Raw genomic sequence first — 25,926 nt, 5'->3', positions numbered from 1 at the left:
GGGATATATTTTACCACTCTCCCAGCATTTCATCACCCGCTAATAGAAGAAGTTTAAGGGTTTTTTGTGCTTTTGTTGCTAGCGACACGCACGCATATTGACTATAGTGAGTGTGGAATAAGAAAATCACCCAACTTCAAGACGATCAAAAACTTATATGGCGTTAAATTCTCCTCAATTGGTAGCTTCTGTGCTGAAAAAAATACTATTAACAGTGTTAGTGTTATTTGCAAATCCAGCATTTAGTTTATCTGTAAGTGGTATCTATAATGCACAAGTTGTAGTGGAAGATCAGTCTGCAAGTCAGGTATTAAAAGCAAAAAAATTAGGTCTGAGTCAAGTGTTGGTAAAAGTCACTGGGCAAACTCAAAGCCTTAACAGCGCTCTCATACGTAAAGCATTAAATGATGTGGAGTCATACGTACAGCAATTTTCCTTTACTACCCAGTTAAATGCAGGACAGCCCAAAGCGGCTATTGAATTGGCTTTTGATCCATTAAAAGTTAATCAGTTGGTTAGTGAAGCAGGGCTGCCTATATGGGGTACAGAACGGGCAGCAGTGCTAGTGTGGTTGGTAGAAGACGTGCAAGGTGGGCGTCAGATTATTAATAGTGATAGTCATCCAGTAGCGGCACAAATAATGTCTCAAGCTAATGAACGAGGCATACCTATGTTGTGGCCTTTATTAGATATTGAAGATCAGTTGGCAATAGATGCAGGTGCTTTATGGGGGTTGTTTAAAGAGCCTATAAAAGAGGCCTCCAAACGCTATCAGGCAGATGGCGTTTTAGTGGGGCGTATATTTCAAGACACTCAGGGTTTATGGCAAGCTCAGTGGGATTTTTGGCTTGACGATATTGAGCAGCAGTGGTCTTCACAAAGTGCCGATTTGGCTGCATTAACAGCGCCTCTGCAAGATCGCCTAGCCTCTAGTTTGGTGGCCAAATTTGCCTTGGCAACCAGTGTTAAAAACCTAGATGAAGCTCAGCTTGAAAGTGTCATATTGCGAGTAGATCGGGTGATAAATTTTGAAGACTACGTAGAATTGAAAAAAATATTACAAGCCCTTAGTGGCATACAGCAAGTACAGCTGTACAGTGCAAACGGTGCTACTTTAGAGTTTAAATTATTTGCACAATCAAGCCTTGCCAAAATTAAATCCATTGTGGATTTGAAACAAAGGCTAAAGCTTGTAGACAATAGTGAGCAAGAGCAATTTTTGGCACAGCCAGGCAGCTCTAACGACCTGATATGGCATTATCAATGGCGTTAATATGTACAACGGAATCAACATTAATATAAGGATTTTTTAATGACACAGTCTCAAACATGGCTACTACTTATAGTGGGTTTTATCCTAGCAGGTTTAATGTATTTACTTCAGCCTGTACTCACGCCTTTTATAGTGGGTGTTTTTATCGCTTATTTAGCAGACCCGTTTGCTGACCGACTAGAAGCGAGGGGGTTTAGCAGAACCATTGCAACGGTAATAGTTTTTGTTGTGTTAACTATAGTAGTAGTAGGGATGATCATTATTATTGTTCCATTGTTAGTGAAACAGCTACAAGCTTTAGTGAATCTCTTACCTCAATTAGAGCTTTGGTATAACACAACACTATTGCCATGGTTACAGGCTGCTTTAGGCTTAGATTTAACAGCGATTAACTTACAATCAGTTACACAAAAACTAGGGGCACAATGGCAGCAAACAGGTGGCGCTGTTTCACAGATGGTCAAATATGCTACTCAATCTAGTGTGAGCTTTTTATCCACCCTAGGCTCCATAGCTATGGTGCCTGTAGTCGCGTTTTATATGCTTAGAGACTTCGATCTGGTGTTAGCTAAAATTAAAGCGCTGTTACCTATTAATATTCAGCCGCGTGTCAGTGCGTTTGCCCTAGAAAGTAACGAGGTGTTAGCTGCATTTTTACGAGGCCAGCTTTTGGTCATGTTTAGCTTAGGCATCATATATGCTCTTGGGCTTAGTTTTATAGGCTTAGATTACGCCCTGATAATTGGCGTCTTGGCAGGTTTAGCTAGCGTGGTGCCGTACCTTGGTTTTATCGTGGGTATAGCTGTGGCTATGGCTATTGGTTTTTTTCAGTTTGATAGTTTGTTGCCACTTTCGTTAATACTCACAGTATTTGCCATAGGGCAATTGATAGAGAGTTTTGTATTAACCCCGTTATTTGTGGGCGATCGTATCGGCTTGCATCCAGTGGCAGTTATCTTCGCCATTTTAGCAGGTGGACAACTGTTTGGGTTTATGGGGATTTTGTTGGCTCTACCCATTTCAGCCGTGATTATGGTATTGTTGCGAAATCTTTATGCGGGCTATATTACCAGCCCATTGTATGGCCAGCAGGATAGTGAATGACGTTAAATGCTGTAACAAACATGCCTCAACAGCTGGGCTCTAGGCAACTTACTCTTGGTGTCACTTTAAATGCTCAGCAGCAGCTAAGTAATTTTAGTTTTGCTGGTGCTCCAGCGCTGGCTGACGCCGTAGACCAGCTACTAAAAATTGACCACTGCGACAGCCTCTACGTATTTGGCTCTCAAAGTGTGGGCAAAAGCCATCTGCTGCAAGGCTGCGCGCTGCAAGCTCAAGAAATGGGTCAAGAAGCGATCTATATTAGCTGTAGTGAACTGCTTAAAATACCAGCTGATCAAGCCAATGATTGCCTTGCTGGGCTAGAAGCTAATTCACTGATCTGTGTTGATGATCTGCACTTATTAATAGCTGATGACCAATGGGCGCAAGCTTGGTTTCACTTATACAACAATTTAACACAGCAAGGTAATCGCCTTGTTGTATCTGCGACATCCAACCCACGCACTATAGATTGCTCGTTAAATGACCTGCGTTCGCGCTTGCAGTTAGCTGGAGTGTTCCACCTTAATGCGCTGGATGAACAAGCCTCTGGGCAGCTGCTACAAGCTAAAGCCAAACAAAAAGGTTTGCAGTTAAGTGATGAACAAGTAGCTTATATCTTTTCACGTAGTCCCCGTGGTCTAGCTAATTTACTTGCAGTATTAGACTCACTTGACGCCGCTTCATGGCACGAAAAACGGCGTATTACTATTCCATTTATAAAGCAGGTTATGGCGTGGTAGCGCTAAGGCAAGTTTTTAAAGCAAAGAGAAACATATGAAAGGACAACTAAATAGTGCGCGCGTGGGTGCCTTAGCACTTTGTTTAATGCTGTTATCAGCATGTTCAAGTGCTCCAACTAGCTCTTCACTTGGAGTTGACCCAGATCCAAGAGACCCATACGAAAACTTTAACCGTAAGGTCTACTCGTTTAATGATGCCGTGGATAAAAGTGTTTTAGTGCCTGTGGTCAATGTGTATGAAACAGTGACGCCAGATATTGTAGAGCAAGGGGTGAGCAATTTTTTCTCTAATTTAAGAGATATAGGCAATTTTTTAAACCATACCTTGCAGCTTAAACCTAAAAAAGCAGCTAACGATTTAGGTCGCCTAATCGTAAATAGCACCATAGGTATTGGCGGCCTTATGGATATCGCTTCTCAAGCAGGTGTTTATCAGGAGTCTGAAGATTTAGGTCAAACTCTAGCTTATTGGGGCATCGGCTCTGGCCCTTATGTTGTTTTACCTTTTTTGGGCCCCAGCACTATCAGAGATGCTAGTGCTAGCGCCGTTGACACGGTGGCTAGTCCAGTACAAAAATATGACCCTACCACAGGCAAATTACCCCTTACAGTGCTTGAGTTGATAGACCTAAGGCACAGTCTTGGAGACTTTGGTTCATTGATCAAAGGAGACCCTTATGTGTTTGTGCGCGAAGCCTACTTGCAGCGTCGTGAATACATGATAAATGATGGTTTACCAAGTGGAAGTGAAGATTTTGAGGATTTTGAAGATTTTTAATGATTACGACTAAGGTTGCACTTGTCAGCAGGCCTCAAAGAGCATATTGTTGCCATATTAGGCTCTCAATAACGGGCCTGGAGTAAGTTTTACTATGGAACCTGACGTCAGTCAGATCCTGATCGTTAGTAGCGATCTCGACCTTAAACATAAAATCACTACATATTATTCAGCACGTCATTATCAAGTGACAGCTACTGATGATCCGCTTGAAGCATTGGACTTTATTACTAATGCAGCGGTGAACGTAGTGTTGTTCCAATACCATCGAAATAACCCCACCTTAACGGCATTGTTACAAGACATGTTAGAAAGGTGTGTAGACGTTCCTCTTATTGTACTCACCCAAGTTGATGCCTCACAAAGCATTATCAATATGTTGCGATTAGGCGTGACTGATGTATTTAGCTTGCCCTTAGAATCGATGCTTGAGCTAGACCAAAGTGTTTCGCGCCATGTGAAACGTTCAGCGTTATTTTATGAAAACGAGCAATATCGCAAGCAACTAGAAAAAGCCCACCAACAAGTTAATAAAAGCCTTGCAGAGCTACAGCAAGACCAAATTGCGGGTCGCCTAATTCAGCAACGGATGATGCCTCCTGAAAAATGCAGTGTTAATGGCTTAAGTATGCGACGTTATATGAAGTCTTCACTTTATTTGAGTGGCGATTTTATTGATCATATTCGCTTAGATGATGATCGTGTTTTATTTTATTTGGCTGATGTGTCTGGCCATGGCGCATCTTCTGCTTTTTTGTCGGTGTTACTCAAAAACATTACTAACCGTCTGGCTCGTGAATCCTTAGAATCAGAAAGCAAAGGTTTAATTTCACCTGCAGCTGTGTTGGCGCAGATTAACAGTGAGCTACTTGATTTTAATATTGATAAACACATGACTGTATTTATGGGTTTTTTAGATCGTAGCAGTCAAATGCTAACTTATTGTGTGGGAGGGCATTTGCCTATGCCGTTACTTACACAAAATGGCGAAGTAAACTATCTTTCAGGCCTTGGTAGTGGATTACCTTTGGGTTTATTTGACGATGCTCAATACACAGACCTTACCCAAAGGCTCAAAGCAGATTTTAAGTTGTTATTAAGCTCTGATGGTATTTTAGAAATATTACCTTGTGATGACACAGCCGACAAAGAAGAAAAATTGCGTACTATATTGCAACAATGTGATAGCAGCTTAAGTGGCTTAGTGAGTGCTGTTGGTATTGATGACCTAGACTCGGTGCCAGATGATATAGCCTTGCTAAGTATCTGTGGAGACAACTATGCTTAACGGACGCATTATAGTAGCGGACCATGACGGCACACATGTGATTAAATTTGTAGGCGATGTAAGGCTTACTTTATGTCCGGCGTTGGATCAATATTTAGATAATATTTTTCACAGCCGTTACTTTAAAACCATATTAATAGACCTTACTCAAACACAAGGCATAGACTCTACCACCTTGGGTATGCTGGCTAAAATGTCTATTCGTATGAAAAAAGAAATGGGCTTTGTGCCTACCTTAGTGTCTGTCAATGCCAACATAACCCGGGTGTTATTAAGTATGGGTTTTGATAAAGTGTTTGTACTGGTAGAGCACTTAGAAGGCCAAGGGCAGCCCATGCAGGAGCTAGCTCAAGGTGATTTTTCAGACCTTACGGTGCAACAAAAAGTATTAGAAGCCCACAAAACCCTAATGGGCATGAACAAAAAGAACCACCAAGAGTTTAAAAACTTGGTGGATGTATTAGAGCAACAGTGTGTAGTGTAAGCTTATTTTTTAAGCTAAAAGAGACTCTAATGTTTCTTGATCGCGTGTGAAATTGCGAATACCTTCAGCTAGCTTCTCTGTAGCCATGGCATCTTCGTTATGCATCCAACGAAAATCAGCTTGATTGAGGCTGAGTTTTTCTTGGCTTACAGGGATATTCTTACTATCCAACTGCAGTACCAACTCACCCATATCATCCGCTAAATCTTGCATAAGGTTAGGGCTAATAGTTAGGCGATCACACCCAGCTAATTGCTCTATTTCTTGAGTGTTTCTAAAACTAGCACCCATCACTACAGTAGCGTAGCCATGCTGCTTGTAGTAGTGATAGATCTTACTGACTGAAATAACACCAGGATCTTGCGCAGGGGCGAAACCTTCTACTTTTTGTGCAGCTTTATGCCAATCCATAATGCGGCCAACAAAAGGTGAGATTAAGTAAACGCCTGCTTCAGCGCAAGCAATGGCTTGGGCAAAGCTAAACAGCAAGGTGAGGTTGCAATTAATGCCAAGGGCCTCAAGCTGCTTGCCTGCCTGAATGCCTTCCCACGTAGAAGCTATCTTGATTAGCACACGCTCTTTACCCACACCTTGTTGTTGGTATAGATCAATAATTTTTAAAGCCCTAGCCACTGTTGCCTGTGTGTCAAACGACAAACGAGAATCTACTTCGGTAGAAATACGCCCAGGCACTGCATTTAAAATTTCTTTACCTATGGCTACAGCAAGGTAGTCGCAAATGTCATCCATGTGCGCTTGACCAGTGTTGCCTTGAGTAGTGGCCCATTGCTTGGCTTGGGTTATGAGGTGAGCATACTGGGGCATTTGTGCAGCTTTTAACACCAACGAAGGATTGGTAGTGGCATCTTGTGGCTGGTATTGCTTAATAGCTTCCAAATCGCCTGTATCAGCTACGACTGTAGTCATGGTTTTAAGTTGTTGTAGTTTGTTCATAGCTGGCCTGTTTTTTGTCAAAAATGTGGATTTACGTTAAGTAATTCTAACGTATTTTAAAGCAGTTGTGTGTAGCGATGCAGTTGTAAATATAACCCTTGGTAAACGACTAACTATCAACGTAGTTATTTTTTCAGGGAGAGTCTTTAATATGTATTTATCCTGAAGCTGCAGGTAATGCATTGGGGCAGCTGAAGGGCTGGTATTTTGCACATCTTAATGATCACTTGCCTGTTGTGTGGCTTTGTTTGTTTTTTTTGCTTTAAACTAGCTCACAAGGCTGTTCAAAAGGCTCATCGATAGGGGTTTCAATAAGGTCTAGCGCATCATACATCACTTGAATATTTGCAGTATTTCCATGAATGTATTGGCTAATATGACGCCGCAGGGCGCGTGCTCCAGGAATGCCTTGAAACAAACCCATAATATGCCCACTCATGTGGTGCAAAGCGGTGCCTTGCTCATGCTTTTGCTGCATGTATTCAAAATAGGTGAGGGCCACTTGGCGGCGATCTGGTGTAGCTAGCGTGCTGCCATAAATTTGCTGGTCTACTTGAGTGAGTATGGCACTGTTGTGATTTGCTGCACGACCTAGCATGACACCATCTACATGAGCCAAATGCTGCTGGCAGGCTTCTATAGTGTCTATGCCACCGTTAATGATGATTTCTAAGTGGGGAAAATCGGCTTTTAAACGATACACCTTGTCATATTGTAGTGGGGGTATTTCTCTATTTTGCTTAGGCGACAAGCCTTTTAGAATGGCATTGCGCGCATGCACAAAAAACGTATCACAGCCGCTGCTGCTTACTTGCTCTACAAACTTGGCCAGCACATCATAGTCATCCACATCATCAATGCCAATGCGGTGCTTTATAGTCACCGGTATATCCACCGCCTCAATCATCGATTGCATGCACTCGGTTACCAGTGAAGGGTGGGCCATAAGGCAGGCACCAATCATGTTATTTTGCACCTTGTCGCTAGGGCAACCTACATTGAGATTGATTTCATCATAGCCGTAATCTTGGCCAATGCGCGCACACTGGGCTAGCTCAGCCAAATTACTACCACCTAACTGCAGCGCTAAAGGGTGCTCTTGGGGTGAATAGCCTAAAAGGTATTCTTGGTCGCCATTAAGTATGGCGCCTGTGGTGATCATTTCTGTGTATAGCAGTGCATGCTGGCTTAACAAGCGGGCAAGGTAGCGATAATGACGGTCGGTGACGTCAATCATGGGCGCCACACTAAAACGGCGATCTAAGCGCGGCTGTGGGTTTGTTGCTGGCATTGCTGGAGACAAGGTGCTCATATTAATAGCCTCTGCTGCGATCTACCAGCCCACTAGGGGCTTGGTTATTTTCAATGGCTTGTAAGGTGTTGCCTATGCGCTCTACGCAAGGCACATGTTCAGACTGTGCCGAGCTATGGGGCGTCATCATCACTTTAGGGTGCAGCCAAAGGCCATGATCTGCTGGCAAAGGCTCGGGCTTAAACACGTCTAGCACTGCACCACGCAGGTGGTTTTCATCCAGCAACGCCAATAAATCATCAGCCACTAAATGCTCGCCACGGCCAGCATTTAAAACCACAGCGCCTTTGGGTAATTGGCCCATGTTTTTACGGTTTAAAATGCCCAATGTGTCTGGCGTGAGTGGCAGCAGGCAACACAACGCATCGGTGCGCGAAAGAAACGGCTCCAGCTCGTTTGCGCCTGCATAGCTGGTTACCCCTGGTAATTGCTTTTTGCTTCGGCTCCAGCCTGCTACATCAAAACCATAGCTTTGCAGGTGGCTTGCAAGCTTTGCACCCAGTTGACCCATGCCTAAAATGCCCACTCTAAAGCTAGACGCGGGCCTAAACGGCTGCACTTTCCACTGCTTCAGTGGCTGTTGCTGCTGATAAAGATCCATGTCACGAAAAAAGTGCAGTAAAAAATAGCTAAAATATTGATTCATTTGGGCCGACATGCCGCCGTCTTCAATGCGGTAAATATCGATATGGCTAGGCACTGCTGGGTTACTTAATATGGCGTCTACGCCCGCGCCTAAATTAAACACGGTGGTTAAATTAGGGAAGCGCTCAAATAGGGCCTTGCTAGGGCTCCACACCATGGCATATTTTACTTGCTCTGGGTTTTCTATATGCTGCCAATGGGCCACGTTGAGCTGTGGAAACTGACGATTAAACTCGCGTAGCCAAGGCTCAAAAGACTCATCCGAGGTAAATAAAGCGCAGCGTGTCATCAGCTTGTTATCCATTTTAATAATATAAAAGCAATCATGCCCACTATGATGGTAGTAAGCAAATGTTGGCGCCAAAAGCCCACTATAGCTGCCACTAATGCGGCCCAAAAATAGGGGTTAGCAAGGCTAATGTCTAAATAGCCCTTGGGCATTAAGATAAGCGGGGCAATAATAGCGCTAAGCACCACAGGCGGCACATAGGCTAAGGCATGTTTAAACCACACTGGAAACACGATGCGCCCAGCCATGGCAAACATGACATAGCGCACTGAAAAAGTAACCAAGGCCATGCCTGCAATCATAATGGCTTCATTCATTATGGGCTGCTCCTTTGTTTGATGGGCTAGGTGGGGTAGATGGCTTTAAACGTAGCCCAATTTGCTGGCTAGCATAGCCTATGCATATGCCAAACACCGCCGCTATCACCAAGCCTAGCTGATGGGGCAGCTCGCGCAGCGCCATAGCAAAAATGGCCGCGCTTATTACTGCAAGCCACATGGGCTTGGTGCGCAAATAAGGGATAACAATGCCCAAAAAGGTCACTGACATGGCGAAATCTAAACCCCAGTGGGTCATGTCTGGAAACAGCTCACCTAAGCCTATGCCCAACCAAGTGCAAAGCTGCCAGTTGCTATACATAGCTACTATAGAGCCCAAAAAGAACCAATGAGCGCGGCTATTATCTGTGCCATCACTATAGCGGGTGTTTACCACAGCAAAAGACTCATCGGTTAAACCAAAGGCCAATAAAAAACGCCAGCCTTGGGATAAATGCTTTACCTTGTCTACCAGCGCCGTGGCATAGAGCAAATGCCGCAAGTTCACCACAAAGGTAGTGCCAATGATAATAATAGGGCTTACCCCAGTGGCCAGCAGCCCTAAGGCAATAAATTGTGACGAGCCCGCGTATACAAACAAAGACATGGCCATAGCACCCCACATAGACAAGCCGCTAGACTCTGCCAAAGTGCCAAAAATAATGCCAAAAGGTATAGCCCCAATGATCATAGGAATAGTGGCTTTTGCACCGGTTATAAATTCTTTAGAGCGGCTGGTGGGCATGAATGCAATCAAGGTGAAATACAAAGGCACCATTATACTGAGCATCAACCAAGCCGCAATTGTTTATCCTGTTTTTTGTTGGTAAGGGTGTGAAAGGCGTTGGTTTTTTAGTGAGGCCTTTTAATGGTTATCTAATATAGCTTTGACGCATAAATTGATAGGATAAATAGTTCTTGTAATGCAATATAACTTCTGGTTATATTGTTTTGCATTATCGTCATATAAGTGCAGTAAGTGGATGTGTTTTGGCATATTGGTTGTTTATACAACAAAGCCTGCTTTTGTTATTCAGTAGTGGAACAGGCTCTTTTTTTGGTAGGCATTAGTTTGCTAATAAATTAACTGCAATTCATTCAAAGCTTATAGGCCAGCGACGATAAGACAAAAAATTAAAAGAGTGGCTCTCTAATACTTATTATGAGGGCTGTTAGGGCTTATAAAGAGGGTGCTAAGCATTGCAACATAAAATAAGGATGGATGAATATGCTTGAATTCTTAGCAAGAGCAGTTAAAGCCGGTTTGGGATTGGCTGCAATTTCAGCGGCTATTTTTTGGTCAGTACATCAGGGCTTTCTACAAGCAAATGTTTTCTCGGTTATGACATCAGAACAAACATTTAAAGCATTTATTTGGTCATCAGGTATAGCGGGATTATTGTTATTTGTTGCCATTCTTCTCTCTGCTGCAACTAAGTCAAACGGTAAGTCAATTACTGCTTATAATGGTGGTATTGCAATTGATAACTCAGGGTTTCTCAATATTTTTAAGTTTTTTAGAAATAAGTCGGATGATAAGTAATGGCTAGTAAGGAAATTAAAGCAGATCGTGGGGGTCATGCATTTGACGTATCTGGTTTAGGTAATAGAGTAACGTTGAACGTGAATCACGTGGCTAGATTTAGCTCACATCTTAACCCTTTATTAGAAAGAATAATTAAAAATTATGACCCAGATGCAGCAACTAATAACAGTGATGAGTTACCTGATCCTGATGATAAACTAGATTTCAATAGTGTAAGAGTGTTATCTGAAAACATCATTGGTTGTGTTGATTTTTTAACTCTTGTTGAAGATCAGGTTGATGCGATTGATGATGAGTCCCCAGGAGCAAAAAATAAGTTTCTTAAGGCTATACATCAAAACTATAAGAATCATCGCAGCGAGCTTCTTATTAATAAAAGTGTTTCTATTAAAAATAAGGAATCTGTGATTTCGACTATTCGACAAAATTCAGACCTTCTTTTGCAACAAGTCACTAATTCAATTCTACATAATGCAGAAACTGATTTGCATGGCTGTCCACTTGAAGACGTTCTTGACTCAGTATATTTGATAGTTTGTTATGGGTTCATTAATTGTAAAATATTGGAGAGGCCTGATGATTATTAATGATGTATCTGAGCCTCAAAAAAGTTTGTACGTAATTGGGGCTGATATTCTTGCCGTTCTGAGGGATTCGAGTGATAAACCTATCGATCCTATAAGGCTATTTGATCTATTCCATAGCAGTGCCAACAAGGTATCAATTACTTACTTTTATTTTGGTCTTGATTGGCTATATTTGCTTGATGTAATTGAACTTGATAGTTTTGGAAATATTAAATTATGCAGTTAATAAATTTAAAGGTATTTAAAGACGAAATCTTAATTCGTGAAATTAAATTCAAAGATGGATTTAATTTGATTACCAACTGCGAGGACAATGGAAACCAAATTGGCAAAAGCACTGCGCTAAGGGTTTTAAATTTCTGCTTAGGTTCTGATGGGAAAAGTATTTGGCATGATCCTGAGTCACGCACAAAAAATCAAGCTATTGAAGACTTAGTTACTAGTGGAAGGGTGGTGTTTTCACTTGCTATTTTTATAAATGAAAAGAACTACAGTATAAAGCGCCGTATACATAAACTTCAGCAGACAACTCGCACTATTATAAAAACAGACTCATCTATTAATGATGATGAGTTTGATACACATAACAAATTCAAAGCTGCACTAGCCCCTATTCTAGGGTTAAGTATTAGTAATCCTACCTATGCTTCAATTAAGAATCGTTTTGTACGCCTGGATAAGAAAACCGCCTCGAATATCTACCAATATCTAAATTCAAATACACGAGAGCAACAGTACATATTGTATTACTTATATCTTTTTGGTTTTTCAGGGCATGATGATCTTGCTAGCGAGATTGAGTTTGGGGAAGAAAAAACCCGAAGAAATGATAGGATTTCGATGCTGCTCAATGGAAGAAAAGAGCAAGACTACAAAGATAGGCTCAGCTCTATCGATGATGAAATAGAAACTTTAAGAAATAAAGAAGAGTCATTCGATTTCAAAGACTCTCAAAATAAAGGAGTTGAAAAGCTCAAGAATACGCGAGAGGAAATTGCGCACTTAACAAACGATATATCAAAGTTAAATATCAGAATATTATATTCCCAGAGAACCATAAATGGGTATAAGGATAAGTGCTCAGGTATAGATGGAGAGCTAATAAATAAGATCTATTTAGAAGCTAAACTATTACTCCCTGACCTTAAAAAAACATTAGAACATACAATCGCTTTCCATAAGCAAGTTGCATCAAAAAAGGTCAATTATCTAAGTGAGAAAATCGATGACTATCAGCCCTCACTTGATAGCTTTAAACAAAGACTTAATGGTCTATTAGATGAAGAAAAAAAGCTATTCTCTGCACTTGTAGGGGAATCACATCTTGCTGGATTTATTGTAATAGAAAAAGAAATACAAGACAGACGTGAAGAGAGAGGCAGAACTAGCGTAATTGTTGATGAAGTTCAGCATGAATCTAGTGAAATAATTATTCTGGACGGAAAAATTCAAATTCTTCGAGAAAGAAACAAGCTTCAAATATCCCAGCTCAATCAACATATTGCCATTTTTAATAAATATTTAAAATCATTTACTAGGGCGATATTTAGAGATTTTTCATTAAGTTTTAATGTTGGAACCAAAAGCGATACAAATGAAATTGAATTTTCTATCGTGAATCAGGCAAAAGTTTCTGGAGATGGGGCTCCAAGGGCTGCGGCGTTAGCGTTTGATATGGCATTTATTGAATTTGTGAAAGAAACAGGTGCACGCTTTCCTAAATTTACCATACAGGATTATCTGGAAGCGGCTGACCAAGACAAACTAGCAACACTAGCAAGTCTTGCAAATGAGAATGAGATCCAGGTTGTAGTATCTGTGTTAAAGGATAAATTAGCTTCTCTAAACCAAGAGTTTATTGATGAGAATACAGTCTTAACCCTGAAAAAATCAGATAAATTTTTCAAAATCGACTAATAAAATACATGCATAACAAGGCAATTCAATCTGACTCCGCAACCTGTCACTGTTTGTGCAAAAAAACGCATAAAAAGGCGCCAGCTTGCTATGCAGATAATGGCGCGTTATACCTGACAGCATCAGAGTTGCACTTGACAAAAATGATGTAATTAAAGGTTCATGGCTATACAAATTAAATATGCAGCTTTGCAAGAAGCACACAAAAATAGGCTTTTATGTATATGAATATCAAACATAAAAGACTCTTTTATTATTACTAATCCCCCCAAAAAAATAACTAACGCCAAAAGCACATTTTTCTCGTACACTTTGTCTATAGCATCTAAAGTGACTCTACACGGAGCCAGCCCAATGAACTACTCAGACATCATCCACTTTTGGTACACGCAAATACCACCACGCAATTGGTTTATTAAAGACCTAGCCTTTGATGCCACGCTAAAGCGCACCTTTGGCCATACACACCAGCAAGCAGCAGCGGGGGAGCTAGCCCACTGGCGGCAAAAGCCTTTGGGTAGGCTTGCCGAAATCATCGTGTTAGATCAGTTTTCGCGTAACCTATTCAGAGACACCTCCCAAGCCTTCGCTTATGATGGCCAAGCCCTAGTGCTAGCCCAAGCCGCCATTGCCCAAGGCGCAGATATACACCTTGCCCCCATGCAAAAGTGCTTTATGTATATGCCCTTTATGCACAGTGAATCTGCTTTAATACATCAGCAGGCCGTAAAGCTGTTTAACCAGCCAGGCCTAGAAGACAACTACACCTTTGAGCTTAAGCATAAGGCCATCATAGATCGTTTTGGCCGCTACCCGCACCGCAACAGCGTGTTGCAAAGGCAATCCACCACGCAAGAGCTGGCATTTTTGAGCCAGCCTGGCTCTAGTTTTTAGGGAATATATGCACACTAGCTTTGATTACATTATTGCAGGTGCTGGCTCTGCTGGCTGTGTGCTGGCTAGGCGTTTGTCTGATGCGGGCCACCAAGTGCTTTTGCTAGAGGCAGGCGCTAGTGACAAATCGTGGATATTGCAAATGCCTGCAGGTTTGCGCTCGGCCTTTAAGCCCACCTCTAAATACAACTCATGGTTTTATACCACTCCCCAAAAGCACCTTAACAACCGCCAAATACAGCAGCCGCGTGGCCGTGTGTTAGGGGGTTCGTCTTCTATAAATGGCATGACATGGCTGCGAGGCCATGCCCTAGATTACGACCGATGGGCGCAGCAGGGCGCTACTGGCTGGCAGTGGGAAAACTGCTTACCCTATTTTAAAAAGCTAGAAACCGCGCCACATGGCGATGCCGCCTATCGTGGCAAAAGTGGCCCTATGCATGCTCAAGTGCAGCAAAACCTTAGCCCTTTAAACGCGGCTTTTTTAAAGGCTTGTGCAGAAGCCGGGCATCCCATTACAGATGATGTGAATGGTTTTGCGCAGTTTGGTGGCTCGCGCTTTGAAATGAGCGTTAAAAATGGCATTCGCAATAGTGCCTCCTATGGCTACTTGCATAGCCAATCTCACATTAAACGCACTAACCTTACTATATGGACGCACTGCCAAGTGCTTAAGGTGAATTTAGAGGGCACCCAAGCCACAGGCTTTCAAGTGTTTTATAAAGGCCAAACCATAAACCTTACCGCACGCAAAGAAACCTTATTAAGCGCAGGTGTGTTTGCCTCGCCTCAGTTGTTGATGTTGTCTGGCATTGGCCCCCAAGCCCATTTAGCTCAACACCAGATCCCCTGTGTAGTAGATCTACCGGGCCTTGGAGAAAATTTACAAGACCACCTAGAGTGCCACATTCAAATAGAAACCAAACAACCTGTGTCATTAAACAAAGAGCTGCAACCTCACCGCATGTTGTGGGCAGGGTTGCAGTGGTTTGGGTTTAAAAAGGGCGTGGCTTCGGTTAATCAATGTCATGTAGGTGCTTTTTTAAATAGCAGCGCAAAAGTGGACCACCCTGATATACAGTTTCATTTTTTCCCCGTATTTTTTGATAAAAACTGGATCCCGGTGCCCACTACCTATGGTTATCGTATAGGGGTAGGCCCTATGCGGCCCACTAGCCGTGGTAATGTGCGTTTGCAAAGCACTAAAGTAACAGACCCCATGCTGATAGACCCCAACTACATGGCCACCGATGCCGATTGGCGTGTGATGCGTGAATCTATGAGGTTGGGGCTAGAAGTAGCTGGCCAGAGCGCGTTTAAACCCTACCACCATAAAGAAGTCACCCCCGGGCCTTTAATAACAAGCGCCAAGGCCATGGATGGTTTTATACGTGAAGATGTTTCCAGTGCTTACCACCCGTGTGGCACCTGTAAGATGGGTGCAGACACTGATATTATGGCGGTGGTGAATGATCAGCTGCAAGTGCGTGGTATAGAAAATTTGCGGGTGATCGATGCCTCAGTGATGCCTAGCGTGCCTAGTGCAAACATTAATGCCGCTACTATTATGCTGGCCGAGCGAGCCTGCGATATGCTGTTAGGTAAGCCTATGCTAGCTGCCCAAAGCCCACCTATAGCCTCCTATAGCAACCAATAGCCTTAAAGCCACTAATATGACAACTAACCACATGACTCACTCAAAAAACACCTCTTTAGTGTCTACCCAATGGCTAGATAGCCATAGGCACGATGACAACCTAAAGCTTATAGATGCCTCTTGGTATTTGCCTGCTATGCAGCGCAATGCCTATGAAGAGTATAGTGCGGCGCACATTAAGGGTGCTGTGTTTTTTGACCTTGATAAAATATGTGACACCACTGCCGATGCGCCCCATATGGCGCCGTCTGCAGACACCTTCACCGCATGGCTTAATAGTGTGGGCATTAACAGCTCACATGCAATAGTGGTGTATGACGGGGCGGGGTTGTTTTCTGCTGCACGGGTGTGGTGGTTGTTTAGATTAATGGGCTTTAATAATGTGGCCGTGCTCGATGGCGGCCTACCCAAGTGGATAGGTGAGGGGCGAAGCACCACAGATGTTATCTCTCAGCTTATGCCTTACGTGTCTAGTAGCAGCCAGGCCTGCGCATTGCAGCCTATTATGAAAACCTCTGCACAAGTGCTACAGGCTATAGCGTGTAAAGATTATCAAGTGTTGGATGCGCGGGCGCCGGGTCGCTTTTTAGGCGCAGAGCCAGAGCCACGCAAAGGGCTTAGAAGTGGGCATATTCCTGGGTCTAAAAACGTGTTTTTTAAAACCCTGCTACACCAAGATCACACTATGAAAAGCCCTGAAGAGCTGAGTCAAGTGTTTTTGGCTGCAGGTGCTGATATAGCAGACACAGCTAAGCCCATTATCACTAGCTGTGGTTCTGGGGTTACGGCGGCTATAGTTAATTTAGCGCTTGTTCAAATGGGCAAAAGCCAGCACTATTTATATGATGGCAGCTGGGCGCAATGGGGCTTTGATGATGCACTGCCTATTGCCACTGGGGGCACAAGCGTTACTTAATAAACACACCCATGCTCATACGATCTTCCACCGCAAAGCCCAGCGCTTTATAAAAGGCCGCTACTTGGGTGTTGGTAGAGCGTATTTGTAAGTTCACTTTTATGCAGCCAATGTCTTTAAGAGACTGCATGGCATGTTTTACTAGGGCTGCGCCTGTGCCGCTGCGGCGTTGTTGCGGCAGCACTGCTACTGCATAAAGCCACCCACGGTGGCCGTCGTAGCCAGCCATGCAGGCGCCTATTAGTTTATTATCTTGTTGGGCAACAAATATCAGATCATCTACGGCAAGTTTGGCGGCTATCACACTAGAAGGAAGGTTGTGAGCTGGGTCATCAGGAAACACCTCACTCCAAAGGCTTATCAAGCTTTCACGGTCTGATTCTTCAAATTTGCGTATGATCATATAGCCTCCTAATTATCCCCAGATGTGTTTGTTGGTTCTGGCATTAGGGCCACTTTCAGGCTTACTACCAGTGGATGCAGGGCGTGCGTGCTTTGATGTTGCTCTATCAGGCCTATCAGCTCTAGGGCTAGGGCCTGGGCTTTTGCGCACATAGTTTAAAATAGACACAGGCACTAGCTTGCGCACAGGGAAGCCATCTATCTCTTTGCGTTTTATAATGTGGTTTAAACGGCTTTCAATAGCGCATAGGTTTTTAAAATCTCCCCAAGCTACAAAAGAAATGGCTTCACCCGCTGCACCCGCGCGGCCGGTGCGGCCAATACGGTGAATGTATTCTTCAGGCTTAAATGGCATGTCATAGTTCACCACTCGGCTTAGCTCGCCTATGTCTATGCCACGCGCTGCCACACCTGTGGCTACTAGGTATTTAAGCTTGCCAGATTTAAAATCGGCCAAAATCTTCTCACGAGAGGCTTGGCTTTTATCACCATGTATCGCATCAGCTACTATGTTGCGCTTGCCTAGCTGGTCTACTAGTTTGGCCGCGCCGTGTTTTTTCTCGATAAAAATAAGTGCTTGATCCCATGCCTGATCAGTAATCAAATGGCTAAGCAGGGCAGATTTTCTGTCTTTGTCCACGGTAATCAGCCACTGGTCTATGTTGGGTGCTGTGGTGGTTTTAGGTGAGATAGAAAGCTCTACAGCGCGGCTGTCCAATGCGCCTTCAGAAAAGCTATCAGCAAGGGCTAGCACGTCGTCGCTTAAGGTGGCAGAAAACATCAGGTTTTGACGTGCTTCGGGCAAGCGCTCAATAATTTTATTAATCTCAGCACCAAAGCCCATATCCACCATTCTATCGGCTTCATCTAGCACTAGTATTTCTAGCTCATCAAAATATAATGCGCGCTGGTGGGCCAGATCTATCAGCCTGCCAGGGGTTGCCACCAGCACATCAATGCCTTCTATAAGGCGCTGCTTTTGTGGCTGCGTGTCTACACCGCCATACACCGCCATAGATGTAAGGCCAAGGTGCTTACTATAGGCCGCTACATTGTCAGCCACTTGCACGGCCAGCTCCCTTGTAGGGGTAAGGATAAGTGTGCGTATACGTTTGCCACGGAGTTTGCGGTCTTTGTTTATATTTTCTAGAATGGGCAATACAAAGGCAGCGGTTTTGCCTGTGCCTGTTTGGGCAGTGGCAATAAGGTCTTTACCCGACAAGATGACAGGTATAGCTTGGCCTTGAATGGGAGTAGGGGTTTTATAACCTAAGTCATCAATAGCTTGTAAAATGGGGTCGCATAACCCTAGGTTTGAAAATGACATAGTAGCCCTGATAAGTAGTATTAAACACAATAGTGGGCATTATAGCAGTAAGGGTTTATCTGGTGTGATGATTATGCTTAATTTTCAAACGCTCATAATGCAGTTAAAACCTATTTTCACCCACTTTTAGTCACCCTTAGGAAACTCAATGTCTGTTATTGCCAATACCCCCAAGCCGCCTTATTTTGCGGTAATCTTCACCTCTACTCGCACCCAAGGTGATCATGGCTATGATGCCATGGCTAACACCATGGTGGAGTTGGCAGCAAAACAGCCGGGTTTTTTGGGCATAGAGTCCGCTAGGGACGAGGTGGGTATTACCGTGTCTTACTGGTCAGACATAGAGTCTATAAAACAATGGAAAATGAACACAGAGCATTTACATGCCCAAACACTAGGGCGCAAGTCTTGGTATAGCTCATTTAAGGTGCGCATTAGTAAAGTAGAGCGTGATTATGGCTTGTAAAGTATAAAAAATGTCGCAAAATATAATCTAATGAAAAAATATAGTAAAAACACAATAAATAAATGATGACAGGGAAGCTAGTATGGCTAAGTGGATGATAATGGCTCTAGGGTTATTGGTGTGCGTTAATGTACAGGCCGATAACAACATCACTTCTCTAGGTGATAACGGCATAAAAAACTGGGAGCCTAAGGTATTTGATGGTGAGTCCGTTTACACCGTTAAAGGCTACCAAGGCCAAGTTTCTTTGCATGCTACAAGCCAAAATGCCGCATCAGGGTTATTGTTAAAACAAAATATAGACCTTATCGCTACGCCACACTTAAGCTGGAGCTGGCTAATAAAGAATAAACTCACAGGGCTAGATGAGCGCACCAAACAAGGTGATGACTATGCTGCCAGAATATACGTGGTGATCGATAAAGGCGTATTGGTGTGGAAGAGTAGGTCTTTAAACTACGTTTGGTCTAGTAATCAAGATGAAGGCTTAGTTTGGGATAACCCATTTGCTGGATCCCGTGTAAAAATGATGTCTGTAAAAGGCAAACACTCAAACACAAACCAGTGGTACCAAGAGCAGCGCAATGTATATGCAGACCTAATAGCCACCTTTGGTGATAAGGGCAGTGAGGCTGCTAATCGTAAGGCCTATCAATACATTAATGTGATCGCCATTATGACAGACACAGATAACAGCGATAGTAAGGCGCAAACTTATTACGGTGATTTAATATTTAGCGCTTTACCAAACTAAAAGTTATCTACCTTTATTCCCTTAAAGCTGGCGTTTTTTCTTAGCTTCAATTATATTGTATACAATATAATATACAATTTAAGCGAAGCAGAGATGACACAAGCATATCCCCGTGATTTGATTGGCTATAACGGCCAACCACCCAAAGTTGAGTGGCCCAATAAAGCCCGCATTGCTTTATCTTTTGTACTCAACTATGAAGAAGGTGGTGAACGTTGCATCTTGCATGGTGACGATGAGTCTGAAGCATTTTTGTCTGAGCTAATCGGTGTGCAGCCCTTTAAGGGCGTGCGTCACCCAAGCATGGAATCTGTGTACGAATATGGCAGCCGTGCCGGTGTATGGCGTATTTTAAATCTATTTAAAAAACACGATATACCCCTTACCATTTTTGCCGTGGCTATGGCTGCGCAACGTCACCCAGAAGTAGTGCAGTCTATGCATGCTAGTGGCCACGAAATTTGTAGCCATGGGCTGCGTTGGATCGATTACCAATACATGGACCCAGAATTAGAGCGCAAGCACATGCTTGAGGCGATTGATATTCTCACTCAAGTCACAGGTGAGCGTCCTTTAGGCTGGTATACAGGGCGTAATAGCCCTAATACGCGCGACCTTGTAATGGAAGAAGGCGGCTTTGCATATGATTCTGATGATTACAGTGATGACCTGCCGTTTTGGAGCCGTGGCAGCAGTGGTGAAGGTAAGCCTCATTTGGTGATCCCTTACACCTTAGACACCAATGACATGCGTTTTGCTACACCACAAGGCTTCCACACTAGCGAACAGTTTTTCCAATACTTAAAAGATGCCTTTGATGTGCTTTATGAAGAGGGCGCCACAGAGCCTAAAATGCTCTCTATAGGCATGCATTGTCGCTTGTTAGGTCGTCCTGCAAGGCTTAAAGGTATGCAGCGATTTTTAGAATATGTGGCTGGGTTTGAAGGTGTTTGGTGTGCTAGGCGCATTGATATTGCTCGCCATTGGCAACAGCATCATCCAGCTGTCGCCACAAACAAAGCCTAAGAGACATCCATATGACACGTTTAACTACCTGCACGCCTAGCAAAATGTCTTGCCAGGCATTTGTGGCACATTTTAAAGACCTTTATGAGCACTCTCCTTGGGTAGCTCAAAAGGTGTTTGATTTGGGTATGTCTTCAGACTTAGATCATCAAGAAGCACTTTTACCAGTGTTTCAAAAAGTAATGTTAGACGCCACTAAAGATCAGCAATTAGCGCTGATTTGTGCCCACCCAGATTTAGCAGGTAAAGCTGCTATTCGTGGTGAACTCACTGCAGCCTCTACATCAGAGCAGTCTGGTGCAGGCATTAGTGAATGTACTGCTGCAGAGTTTGAGCGTTTTACACAGTTAAATGATGCCTATAAAGAAAAATTTGGGTTTCCATTTATTAAAGCCGTAAAGGGCAGCAATAGGCACCAAATATTAGCGGCATTTGAAACCCGCATCAATCACCTTGCACAGGTTGAGTTTGCTCAAGCTTTGGAAGAAATAAATAAAATTGCCAGCTTTCGCATGGCCGATATGTAAATTGTATCTATTAATAGGATAAATCATGACACAACAAGAAAAACCTAATAATCCCTACGCGCGTATGACCAATTTGGCCGACGCACGCCTTGGGGCCAAAGCGATTCATTCCACTGATGACTTTTTTGCTGACATGAACCGCATGTTACAAAATCATGCTCCAGTATGGAAAGAAGGGGTTTATGATGACAACGGCAAGTGGATGGATGGCTGGGAATCTCGCCGCAAACGCCAGCAAGGCCATGACCATTGCACTGTGCGTTTAGGTTTGCCTGGGCGCATTCGTGGCCTTAATATTGATACCAGCTTTTTTACGGGTAACTATGCCCCTAGCGTGTCTTTAGAGGCGTGTTATTTGGCTCAAGGTGACCCAACAGATGACACTGTTTGGCAAGAGATTCAGCCCGCTTTAAATCTGCAAGGCGACAGCCATCATATTCAAGCCATCAACTGTGATGAAGTGTTTAGCCATGTGCGTTTTCATATGTACCCAGATGGTGGCGTGGCTCGCTTGCGCATTTATGGTGAAGTAGCAAAAGATTGGTCAGGCCAAACTGATGAGCTAGTAGACCTTGCCGCTATGGGCAATGGTGGGCGTGCGCTACTTTGTAGCGATGAACACTTTGGTACTATGGATAATATTTTAGCCCCAGGACGTGGCATTAATATGGGTGATGGCTGGGAAACAGCACGCCGTCGTATTCCAGGCTTTGATTGGGTAATTATCGCCCTAGGCCATGCTGGAGTAGTGAGTGAAATAGAAGTAGATACGGCTCACTTTAAAGGCAATTTTCCAGACTCTTGCTCTATTCAAGCCGCTTTTGTAGAAGGTGGTAGTGATGAACAGATGGCTGCTCAAAGCTTATACTGGCCAGAGCTATTGCCCTCACAAAAGCTAAGCATGCATCACATTCACCAATACACTGATCAAGTGTCTGATATGGGCCCGGTAACCCACGTTCGATTGAACATTTTCCCAGACGGCGGCGTGTCGCGCTTGCGTATTAAAGGCCGTATTGTGGCCCAAGGAAAAGGTGCTTAATGGCTACCTCACTTACCATTGAACGCTTAACAGCCAAAGCATTTGCTGATTTTGGTGATGTGATCGAGGCCCATGAGGGAGACGGCTTTGGTATAAACCAAGGCTACACATGGCGTCATCATAAGCTGGCAACCGTAGGCACTGACCAGCCTGAAGATGACGCTATTATGAGCATTTTTAGTAGCAAAAGGCGGCCTTTGCCCATGGCAATAAACATGATGGAGCGCCATCCATTGGGTAGTCAGGCTTTTATGCCCTTAAACGAAACACCATTTTTAGTGGTGGTGGCAAAGCCTGGCCCAGAGCCTAAACTTGCAGATTTGCGAGCGTTTGTTACCAATGGTAAGCAAGGCGTTAACTACCAAATTGGCGTGTGGCATCATCCGCTTTTAATTTTGGCACTCACGCAAGATTTTTTAGTAGTCGACAGAGCGGGTGCTGGCAACAACCTTAATGAAGTGTTTTTTGAAGAAGATCAGTGCGCTCAGTTAGATGTTGCAGACCTGATGCAAGAACTCGGCCTTTAAATATATCAATAGTAATTAAACGTAGAGAATAATTATGGAAGCTCATTTATTAGAATGGTTACACTTAGCCATCCGCTGGGTGCATGTGATTGTAGGTATTGCTTGGATTGGTGCCTCTTTCTATTTTGTTTGGCTAGAAAATAATCTAGACAGGCAGGTAAAAAATGAAGAGTTAGCAGGCGAATTATGGGCCATCCATGGTGGTGGTATCTATCATTTACAAAAGTACAAATTGGCACCCAAAACTATGCCTAAGCATTTGCACTGGTTTAAGTGGGAAGCGTATAGCTCATGGATAACAGGGGTGTTGCTTTTAAGCGTGGTGTATTATCTAAATGCAGCCACCTATTTAATAATGCCAGGCTCTGGTGTGACACCTTTAATGGGTGTCGCTATTGGCTTTGGTAGTTTGTTTGTAGGTTGGATAGTTTACGACCTTTTATGCAAGAGTCCACTGCGTCATCAGCCACTGTTATTAGGTATCGCCTTAATGCTGTTTTTGGTGTTTGTGTCATGGGGCTTTAGCCAGTTTATGACCGGTCGTGCAGCTTATTTACACGTAGGTGCGATTATAGGCACCATGATGGTAGGTAATGTGTTCTTTGTCATTATGCCTGCTCAGAGAAACTTAGTAGCGGCGGTAGAGGCAGGCACAGCGCCTGATCCAGCTTTACCTAAGATGGGTTTATTACGCTCTCGCCACAACAACTACCTTACATTGCCTGTGATTTTCATCATGATCAGCAGTCATTTTCCAAGCACTTATGGGCATGAGTGGAACTGGGCTATTTTGTTGGGTCTATCTATTGCAAGTGTGGGTGTAAGGCATTATTTCAACACCCGTCACAACAACCAGCAGTTTTTATGGGCCTTACCTGCTGCTGTTTTGGCGTTGTTGGTGATGGCTTACGTTACTGTGCCAAATTTACCAGGTGCTAGTAATAAAGCTGCATCCAACGGTGAAGCACAAGTGACAGTCACTGCAGATCAAGCGTTTGCAGTGGTCACCACTCATTGTGCATCTTGCCATGCGGCTGCGCCCACTTTTGCAGGCTTTGCCACAGCGCCAGCAGGTGTGATGTTTGATTCTATTGAGCAGATGCAGCTGCATAAAGACGGCATCTATTTGCAATCAGTTGCTAGCCATATCATGCCGTTGGGCAATATGACCGGTATGACTCAAGACGAGCGTGACCTTGTGGGTCTTTGGATAGCGCAAGGCGCACTTAAATAAGGAATGATTTCATGGGTTTTTTAACCACACATGTATTAGACACTGCTCAAGGCGTACCTGGCAGCAATATGTCAGTTAGTTTGTACCGCATTACAAACGACAAGCGCGAGCTATTAAGTCAGCAAATGACCAACAGCGATGGACGTTGTGAAGGCCCTTTGTTAAAGGATGATGCCTTTACTGTAGGCGTATATGAGCTTGAATTTGGTGTTGAAGCTTACTTTACACAAGCTAATGTGGCTCAACCAAGCCCAGCATTTTTAAGTGATGTGACTTTACGCTTTGGCATTGCGCAAGCTTGTGATCATTATCACGTGCCTTTGTTGGTTTCGCCATACAGCTATTCTACTTACAGAGGTAGCTAATAGAGTGTTGCAATCTTTGGGTAAACAAGATGCGCCGATGGATGCTTATCGACAGTTGTTTGATGGCATCCTATCTCAGCGTCTCTCACCTGGCACAAAGCTCAATGAAGTAGAGCTTGCCGAGTTATTTAATGTGAGTCGCACGCTTATTAGGCAAGCACTGCAGCGCTTACAGCTAGAACAGGTCGTAGAAATCCACAAAAACCGTGGAGCTTACGTGGCTTCGCCAACACCTGATTTGGCAGAGCAAATACTCTTAGCTCGCAATATTATTGAGCTTGCGGTGGTAAAGCTAGCTTGTAAGCATTGCACGCAAGCAGATGCTTTATATTTGCAGCAGATGATTAACTTAGAGCAAAGCGCCATTGACCAAGGTGACATGGCCACGGCATTGCGTCGATCAGGTGAGTTTCATCTGCAGTTGGCTATTGTTGCGGGTAATCAGCCTTTTATACATGCCCTAAGAGGGCTCATATCCCAAACTTCTTTGATCATTACTATGTATAACCATGGCGGAGGCAATGCCTGTGCTAGAGACGAACATAGTCATTTGTTAGAAGCGGTGAAGTGTGGGGATGAAAGTAAAGCGCAGGAGTTAATGGCCCACCATTTGGGCCATATCAAACAAGGCTGTGATTTTACTCAAAGCCCTCAGGTGGCTGGCTTACAAGGTGCCTTTGCACACCTTAATGCGTCTTGATGTAATGCTTGTAGTGTTATTTAGACGCTTCAAGCTCTAATACATGACCGTAGCGAGCAAGAGTCACTTCGTTTATAGAGTAAAGTGAATCTAAAAGATTCATGTGCATGCTACCAGGCCCAAAAGATTTATTAGCTGCAAGTTCTGCAGATACACCCATGGTGAGTAATGCTTGCACTGCAGCATCAAATGCATCGTGATCTACTGCCATAAAACACGCCATAAAGGCCGTAGTGGCGCAGCCCATAGCAGATATTCTAGTTTGCATGGCATGGCCGTTGGCAATCATAATGGTTTTCACACCATTAGTGACCAAATCTGTTTCACCAGTTTGTGCCACCACGCAGCCTTGTTGTAATGCTAGCTCTTGAGCTGCCATAGGGCTAGATGAGCCTACCAAAGCTTTAATTTCCATAGCATTAGCCCTAATTACATGGGGTCTATGTTGTAATAGCTCTTTGGCATAGGCGCAACGTGTTTTTGAAGCGTGCACTGAAACAGGGTCTAAAATCCAAGGTTTTGAATAGTCATTAGCCGCTTGAAGCGCTGCGCGAATAGCGTTTTTGCGGTTGTTGTCTAGGGTGCCAATGTTGACTACCAGGCTATTGGTAACTGCGACTAATTCAGTAATTTCTTCCGTGCCCAAAGTAAAGCTTGAGCCTGCACCTATCGCTAATATCACATCACTGGAGATGTCCTGTGCTACAGTGCTGGTGATGCAATGAACGCGTGAACGTTTTTTGCTCAAGGCTGTGAGTGCTTCAATAGCTCCCTTAGCATAAAAAGCGGTCAGTTGATTTTGACGGAGGTTGCTCGACAAGCTGTTGGGCATGATCGTTCCTTAATTTGAAGTCG

The 25,926-nt window shown here is 43.7% G+C and carries 30 protein-coding genes; 22 read left to right on the top strand and 8 right to left on the bottom strand.

The window, feature by feature from the left end:
* Positions 1–157 precede the first annotated feature (157 nt).
* From ABXT42_RS06725 to ABXT42_RS06700, 6 genes are all read left to right on the top strand, one after another.
* Positions 158–1,273 (top strand): DUF2066 domain-containing protein, encoded by a 1,116-nt coding sequence (locus ABXT42_RS06725; RefSeq protein WP_443627385.1) that lies wholly within the window; start codon positions 158–160, stop codon positions 1,271–1,273.
* A gap of 39 nt (positions 1,274–1,312) precedes the next feature.
* The gene (locus ABXT42_RS06720) at positions 1,313–2,377 is read left to right on the top strand and encodes an AI-2E family transporter (RefSeq protein ID WP_443627384.1); all 1,065 of its coding nucleotides are present in this window, start codon (positions 1,313–1,315) and stop codon (positions 2,375–2,377) included.
* Positions 2,374–3,117: a DnaA regulatory inactivator Hda gene (hda, locus tag ABXT42_RS06715; protein ID WP_443627383.1), complete on the top strand. Its 744-nt coding sequence runs from the start codon at positions 2,374–2,376 to the stop codon at positions 3,115–3,117. Before ABXT42_RS06720 ends, hda begins: the two co-directional genes overlap by 4 nt.
* Before the next feature lie 34 nt (positions 3,118–3,151).
* A complete protein-coding gene (locus ABXT42_RS06710) occupies positions 3,152–3,895 on the top strand; it encodes an MlaA family lipoprotein (protein WP_443627382.1) in 744 nt (247 codons plus the stop codon).
* Positions 3,896–3,989: 94 nt separating this feature from the next.
* Positions 3,990–5,183: a PP2C family protein-serine/threonine phosphatase gene (locus ABXT42_RS06705; protein ID WP_443627381.1), complete on the top strand. Its 1,194-nt coding sequence runs from the start codon at positions 3,990–3,992 to the stop codon at positions 5,181–5,183.
* Positions 5,176–5,667, top strand: coding sequence for an STAS domain-containing protein (locus tag ABXT42_RS06700; protein ID WP_443627380.1), 492 nt, complete (start codon positions 5,176–5,178; stop codon positions 5,665–5,667). The genes ABXT42_RS06705 and ABXT42_RS06700 overlap by 8 nt, the downstream gene beginning before the upstream one ends.
* A gap of 9 nt (positions 5,668–5,676) precedes the next feature.
* On the opposite strand, the gene tal is transcribed toward ABXT42_RS06700, so the two are convergent.
* The 5 genes from tal to ABXT42_RS06675 all read right to left on the bottom strand — a co-directional run bounded on the left by tal (position 5,677) and on the right by ABXT42_RS06675 (position 9,974).
* The gene (gene tal, locus ABXT42_RS06695; protein ID WP_443627379.1) at positions 5,677–6,621 is read right to left on the bottom strand and encodes a transaldolase; all 945 of its coding nucleotides are present in this window, start codon (positions 6,619–6,621) and stop codon (positions 5,677–5,679) included.
* A 262-nt stretch (positions 6,622–6,883) separates the two neighbouring features.
* A complete protein-coding gene (gene dusA, locus ABXT42_RS06690; RefSeq protein ID WP_443627378.1) occupies positions 6,884–7,933 on the bottom strand; it encodes a tRNA dihydrouridine(20/20a) synthase DusA in 1,050 nt (349 codons plus the stop codon).
* A 1-nt stretch (position 7,934) separates the two neighbouring features.
* The gene (locus tag ABXT42_RS06685; RefSeq protein WP_443627377.1) at positions 7,935–8,882 is read right to left on the bottom strand and encodes a 2-hydroxyacid dehydrogenase; all 948 of its coding nucleotides are present in this window, start codon (positions 8,880–8,882) and stop codon (positions 7,935–7,937) included.
* The gene (locus tag ABXT42_RS06680; RefSeq protein WP_443627376.1) at positions 8,867–9,184 is read right to left on the bottom strand and encodes an AzlD domain-containing protein; all 318 of its coding nucleotides are present in this window, start codon (positions 9,182–9,184) and stop codon (positions 8,867–8,869) included. Before ABXT42_RS06680 ends, ABXT42_RS06685 begins: the two co-directional genes overlap by 16 nt.
* The gene (locus tag ABXT42_RS06675) at positions 9,177–9,974 is read right to left on the bottom strand and encodes an AzlC family ABC transporter permease (RefSeq protein ID WP_443627375.1); all 798 of its coding nucleotides are present in this window, start codon (positions 9,972–9,974) and stop codon (positions 9,177–9,179) included. Before ABXT42_RS06675 ends, ABXT42_RS06680 begins: the two co-directional genes overlap by 8 nt.
* 438 nt (positions 9,975–10,412) lie before the next feature.
* On the opposite strand from ABXT42_RS06675, the gene ABXT42_RS06670 reads away from it, so the two are divergent.
* From ABXT42_RS06670 to ABXT42_RS06640, 7 genes are all read left to right on the top strand, one after another.
* Positions 10,413–10,727, top strand: a complete 315-nt coding sequence (locus ABXT42_RS06670; protein ID WP_443627374.1) for a hypothetical protein — start codon at positions 10,413–10,415, stop codon at positions 10,725–10,727.
* Positions 10,727–11,317, top strand: a complete 591-nt coding sequence (locus ABXT42_RS06665) for a hypothetical protein (RefSeq protein WP_443627373.1) — start codon at positions 10,727–10,729, stop codon at positions 11,315–11,317. The genes ABXT42_RS06670 and ABXT42_RS06665 overlap by 1 nt, the downstream gene beginning before the upstream one ends.
* Positions 11,307–11,543, top strand: a complete 237-nt coding sequence (locus ABXT42_RS06660; RefSeq protein ID WP_443627372.1) for an ABC-three component system middle component 6 — start codon at positions 11,307–11,309, stop codon at positions 11,541–11,543. The genes ABXT42_RS06665 and ABXT42_RS06660 overlap by 11 nt, the downstream gene beginning before the upstream one ends.
* A complete protein-coding gene (locus tag ABXT42_RS06655) occupies positions 11,534–13,234 on the top strand; it encodes a DUF2326 domain-containing protein (protein ID WP_443627370.1) in 1,701 nt (566 codons plus the stop codon). The genes ABXT42_RS06660 and ABXT42_RS06655 overlap by 10 nt, the downstream gene beginning before the upstream one ends.
* A gap of 354 nt (positions 13,235–13,588) precedes the next feature.
* On the top strand, positions 13,589–14,128 hold the full coding sequence (locus ABXT42_RS06650) for a DUF924 family protein (RefSeq protein ID WP_443627369.1): 540 nt from the start codon (positions 13,589–13,591) through the stop codon (positions 14,126–14,128).
* Between the two features lie 7 nt (positions 14,129–14,135).
* Positions 14,136–15,785, top strand: coding sequence for a choline dehydrogenase (locus tag ABXT42_RS06645; RefSeq protein ID WP_443627368.1), 1,650 nt, complete (start codon positions 14,136–14,138; stop codon positions 15,783–15,785).
* Positions 15,786–15,801: 16 nt separating this feature from the next.
* Positions 15,802–16,701, top strand: coding sequence for a sulfurtransferase (locus tag ABXT42_RS06640; RefSeq protein WP_443627367.1), 900 nt, complete (start codon positions 15,802–15,804; stop codon positions 16,699–16,701).
* Here the strand turns inward: ABXT42_RS06640 and ABXT42_RS06635 are convergent.
* Positions 16,694–17,104 (bottom strand): GNAT family acetyltransferase, encoded by a 411-nt coding sequence (locus ABXT42_RS06635; protein WP_443627366.1) that lies wholly within the window; start codon positions 17,102–17,104, stop codon positions 16,694–16,696. The genes ABXT42_RS06640 and ABXT42_RS06635 overlap by 8 nt on opposite strands.
* A 12-nt stretch (positions 17,105–17,116) precedes the next feature.
* A complete protein-coding gene (locus ABXT42_RS06630; RefSeq protein ID WP_443627365.1) occupies positions 17,117–18,430 on the bottom strand; it encodes a DEAD/DEAH box helicase in 1,314 nt (437 codons plus the stop codon).
* Positions 18,431–18,578: 148 nt separating this feature from the next.
* On the opposite strand from ABXT42_RS06630, the gene ABXT42_RS06625 reads away from it, so the two are divergent.
* The 9 genes from ABXT42_RS06625 to ABXT42_RS06585 all read left to right on the top strand — a co-directional run bounded on the left by ABXT42_RS06625 (position 18,579) and on the right by ABXT42_RS06585 (position 25,071).
* Positions 18,579–18,896, top strand: coding sequence for an antibiotic biosynthesis monooxygenase family protein (locus ABXT42_RS06625; protein ID WP_443627364.1), 318 nt, complete (start codon positions 18,579–18,581; stop codon positions 18,894–18,896).
* 82 nt (positions 18,897–18,978) lie between these two features.
* Positions 18,979–19,650: a DUF3047 domain-containing protein gene (locus ABXT42_RS06620; RefSeq protein ID WP_443627363.1), complete on the top strand. Its 672-nt coding sequence runs from the start codon at positions 18,979–18,981 to the stop codon at positions 19,648–19,650.
* A gap of 93 nt (positions 19,651–19,743) precedes the next feature.
* Complete coding sequence (gene puuE / locus ABXT42_RS06615; protein WP_443627362.1) at positions 19,744–20,676, top strand: allantoinase PuuE; 933 nt, start codon at positions 19,744–19,746, stop codon at positions 20,674–20,676.
* An 11-nt stretch (positions 20,677–20,687) separates the two neighbouring features.
* Positions 20,688–21,203 carry a 2-oxo-4-hydroxy-4-carboxy-5-ureidoimidazoline decarboxylase gene (gene uraD / locus ABXT42_RS06610; protein WP_443627361.1) on the top strand — a complete coding sequence of 172 codons (516 nt, stop codon included), beginning with the start codon at positions 20,688–20,690 and terminating at the stop codon, positions 21,201–21,203.
* Between the two features lie 25 nt (positions 21,204–21,228).
* Positions 21,229–22,245: an allantoicase gene (gene alc / locus ABXT42_RS06605; protein ID WP_443627360.1), complete on the top strand. Its 1,017-nt coding sequence runs from the start codon at positions 21,229–21,231 to the stop codon at positions 22,243–22,245.
* Entirely contained in the window at positions 22,245–22,772 is a 528-nt protein-coding gene (locus tag ABXT42_RS06600) for an ureidoglycolate lyase (protein WP_443627359.1), read from the top strand. The genes alc and ABXT42_RS06600 overlap by 1 nt, the downstream gene beginning before the upstream one ends.
* Positions 22,773–22,806: 34 nt before the next feature.
* The gene (locus ABXT42_RS06595; protein ID WP_443627358.1) at positions 22,807–24,006 is read left to right on the top strand and encodes a urate hydroxylase PuuD; all 1,200 of its coding nucleotides are present in this window, start codon (positions 22,807–22,809) and stop codon (positions 24,004–24,006) included.
* A gap of 11 nt (positions 24,007–24,017) precedes the next feature.
* Positions 24,018–24,371 (top strand): hydroxyisourate hydrolase, encoded by a 354-nt coding sequence (uraH, locus tag ABXT42_RS06590; protein WP_443627357.1) that lies wholly within the window; start codon positions 24,018–24,020, stop codon positions 24,369–24,371.
* A 4-nt stretch (positions 24,372–24,375) separates the two neighbouring features.
* Positions 24,376–25,071, top strand: a complete 696-nt coding sequence (locus ABXT42_RS06585) for a GntR family transcriptional regulator (protein ID WP_443627356.1) — start codon at positions 24,376–24,378, stop codon at positions 25,069–25,071.
* 16 nt (positions 25,072–25,087) lie between these two features.
* Here the strand turns inward: ABXT42_RS06585 and ABXT42_RS06580 are convergent, their stop codons facing one another.
* Positions 25,088–25,903 carry a hydroxyethylthiazole kinase gene (locus tag ABXT42_RS06580; RefSeq protein ID WP_443627355.1) on the bottom strand — a complete coding sequence of 272 codons (816 nt, stop codon included), beginning with the start codon at positions 25,901–25,903 and terminating at the stop codon, positions 25,088–25,090.
* Between the last annotated feature and the right edge of the window lie 23 nt (positions 25,904–25,926).

This window comes from Candidatus Njordibacter sp. Uisw_002 (assembly GCF_047730155.1).
In the GTDB taxonomy this organism is placed as follows: domain Bacteria; phylum Pseudomonadota; class Gammaproteobacteria; order Pseudomonadales; family Balneatricaceae; genus Njordibacter.
The sequence above is the reverse complement of the archived record's forward strand: the minus strand, read 5'-3'. Positions and strand labels throughout refer to the sequence as shown.

Excerpts from the sequence above, each read along its gene's own strand:
- ABXT42_RS06725 (WP_443627385.1), top strand. The coding sequence starts at position 158 with ATGGCGTTAAATTCTCCTCAATTGGTAGCTTCTGTGCTGAAAAAAATA.
- ABXT42_RS06720 (WP_443627384.1), top strand. The coding sequence starts at position 1,313 with ATGACACAGTCTCAAACATGGCTACTACTTATAGTGGGTTTTATCCTA.
- hda (WP_443627383.1), top strand. The coding sequence starts at position 2,374 with ATGACGTTAAATGCTGTAACAAACATGCCTCAACAGCTGGGCTCTAGG.
- ABXT42_RS06710 (WP_443627382.1), top strand. The coding sequence starts at position 3,152 with ATGAAAGGACAACTAAATAGTGCGCGCGTGGGTGCCTTAGCACTTTGT.
- ABXT42_RS06705 (WP_443627381.1), top strand. The coding sequence starts at position 3,990 with ATGGAACCTGACGTCAGTCAGATCCTGATCGTTAGTAGCGATCTCGAC.
- ABXT42_RS06700 (WP_443627380.1), top strand. The coding sequence starts at position 5,176 with ATGCTTAACGGACGCATTATAGTAGCGGACCATGACGGCACACATGTG.
- tal (WP_443627379.1), bottom strand. The coding sequence starts at position 6,621 with ATGAACAAACTACAACAACTTAAAACCATGACTACAGTCGTAGCTGAT.
- dusA (WP_443627378.1), bottom strand. The coding sequence starts at position 7,933 with ATGAGCACCTTGTCTCCAGCAATGCCAGCAACAAACCCACAGCCGCGC.
- ABXT42_RS06685 (WP_443627377.1), bottom strand. The coding sequence starts at position 8,882 with ATGGATAACAAGCTGATGACACGCTGCGCTTTATTTACCTCGGATGAG.
- ABXT42_RS06680 (WP_443627376.1), bottom strand. The coding sequence starts at position 9,184 with ATGAATGAAGCCATTATGATTGCAGGCATGGCCTTGGTTACTTTTTCA.
- ABXT42_RS06675 (WP_443627375.1), bottom strand. The coding sequence starts at position 9,974 with ATGCTCAGTATAATGGTGCCTTTGTATTTCACCTTGATTGCATTCATG.
- ABXT42_RS06670 (WP_443627374.1), top strand. The coding sequence starts at position 10,413 with ATGCTTGAATTCTTAGCAAGAGCAGTTAAAGCCGGTTTGGGATTGGCT.
- ABXT42_RS06665 (WP_443627373.1), top strand. The coding sequence starts at position 10,727 with ATGGCTAGTAAGGAAATTAAAGCAGATCGTGGGGGTCATGCATTTGAC.
- ABXT42_RS06660 (WP_443627372.1), top strand. The coding sequence starts at position 11,307 with ATGATTATTAATGATGTATCTGAGCCTCAAAAAAGTTTGTACGTAATT.
- ABXT42_RS06655 (WP_443627370.1), top strand. The coding sequence starts at position 11,534 with ATGCAGTTAATAAATTTAAAGGTATTTAAAGACGAAATCTTAATTCGT.
- ABXT42_RS06650 (WP_443627369.1), top strand. The coding sequence starts at position 13,589 with ATGAACTACTCAGACATCATCCACTTTTGGTACACGCAAATACCACCA.
- ABXT42_RS06645 (WP_443627368.1), top strand. The coding sequence starts at position 14,136 with ATGCACACTAGCTTTGATTACATTATTGCAGGTGCTGGCTCTGCTGGC.
- ABXT42_RS06640 (WP_443627367.1), top strand. The coding sequence starts at position 15,802 with ATGACAACTAACCACATGACTCACTCAAAAAACACCTCTTTAGTGTCT.
- ABXT42_RS06635 (WP_443627366.1), bottom strand. The coding sequence starts at position 17,104 with ATGATCATACGCAAATTTGAAGAATCAGACCGTGAAAGCTTGATAAGC.
- ABXT42_RS06630 (WP_443627365.1), bottom strand. The coding sequence starts at position 18,430 with ATGTCATTTTCAAACCTAGGGTTATGCGACCCCATTTTACAAGCTATT.
- ABXT42_RS06625 (WP_443627364.1), top strand. The coding sequence starts at position 18,579 with ATGTCTGTTATTGCCAATACCCCCAAGCCGCCTTATTTTGCGGTAATC.
- ABXT42_RS06620 (WP_443627363.1), top strand. The coding sequence starts at position 18,979 with ATGGCTAAGTGGATGATAATGGCTCTAGGGTTATTGGTGTGCGTTAAT.
- puuE (WP_443627362.1), top strand. The coding sequence starts at position 19,744 with ATGACACAAGCATATCCCCGTGATTTGATTGGCTATAACGGCCAACCA.
- uraD (WP_443627361.1), top strand. The coding sequence starts at position 20,688 with ATGACACGTTTAACTACCTGCACGCCTAGCAAAATGTCTTGCCAGGCA.
- alc (WP_443627360.1), top strand. The coding sequence starts at position 21,229 with ATGACACAACAAGAAAAACCTAATAATCCCTACGCGCGTATGACCAAT.
- ABXT42_RS06600 (WP_443627359.1), top strand. The coding sequence starts at position 22,245 with ATGGCTACCTCACTTACCATTGAACGCTTAACAGCCAAAGCATTTGCT.
- ABXT42_RS06595 (WP_443627358.1), top strand. The coding sequence starts at position 22,807 with ATGGAAGCTCATTTATTAGAATGGTTACACTTAGCCATCCGCTGGGTG.
- uraH (WP_443627357.1), top strand. The coding sequence starts at position 24,018 with ATGGGTTTTTTAACCACACATGTATTAGACACTGCTCAAGGCGTACCT.
- ABXT42_RS06580 (WP_443627355.1), bottom strand. The coding sequence starts at position 25,903 with ATGCCCAACAGCTTGTCGAGCAACCTCCGTCAAAATCAACTGACCGCT.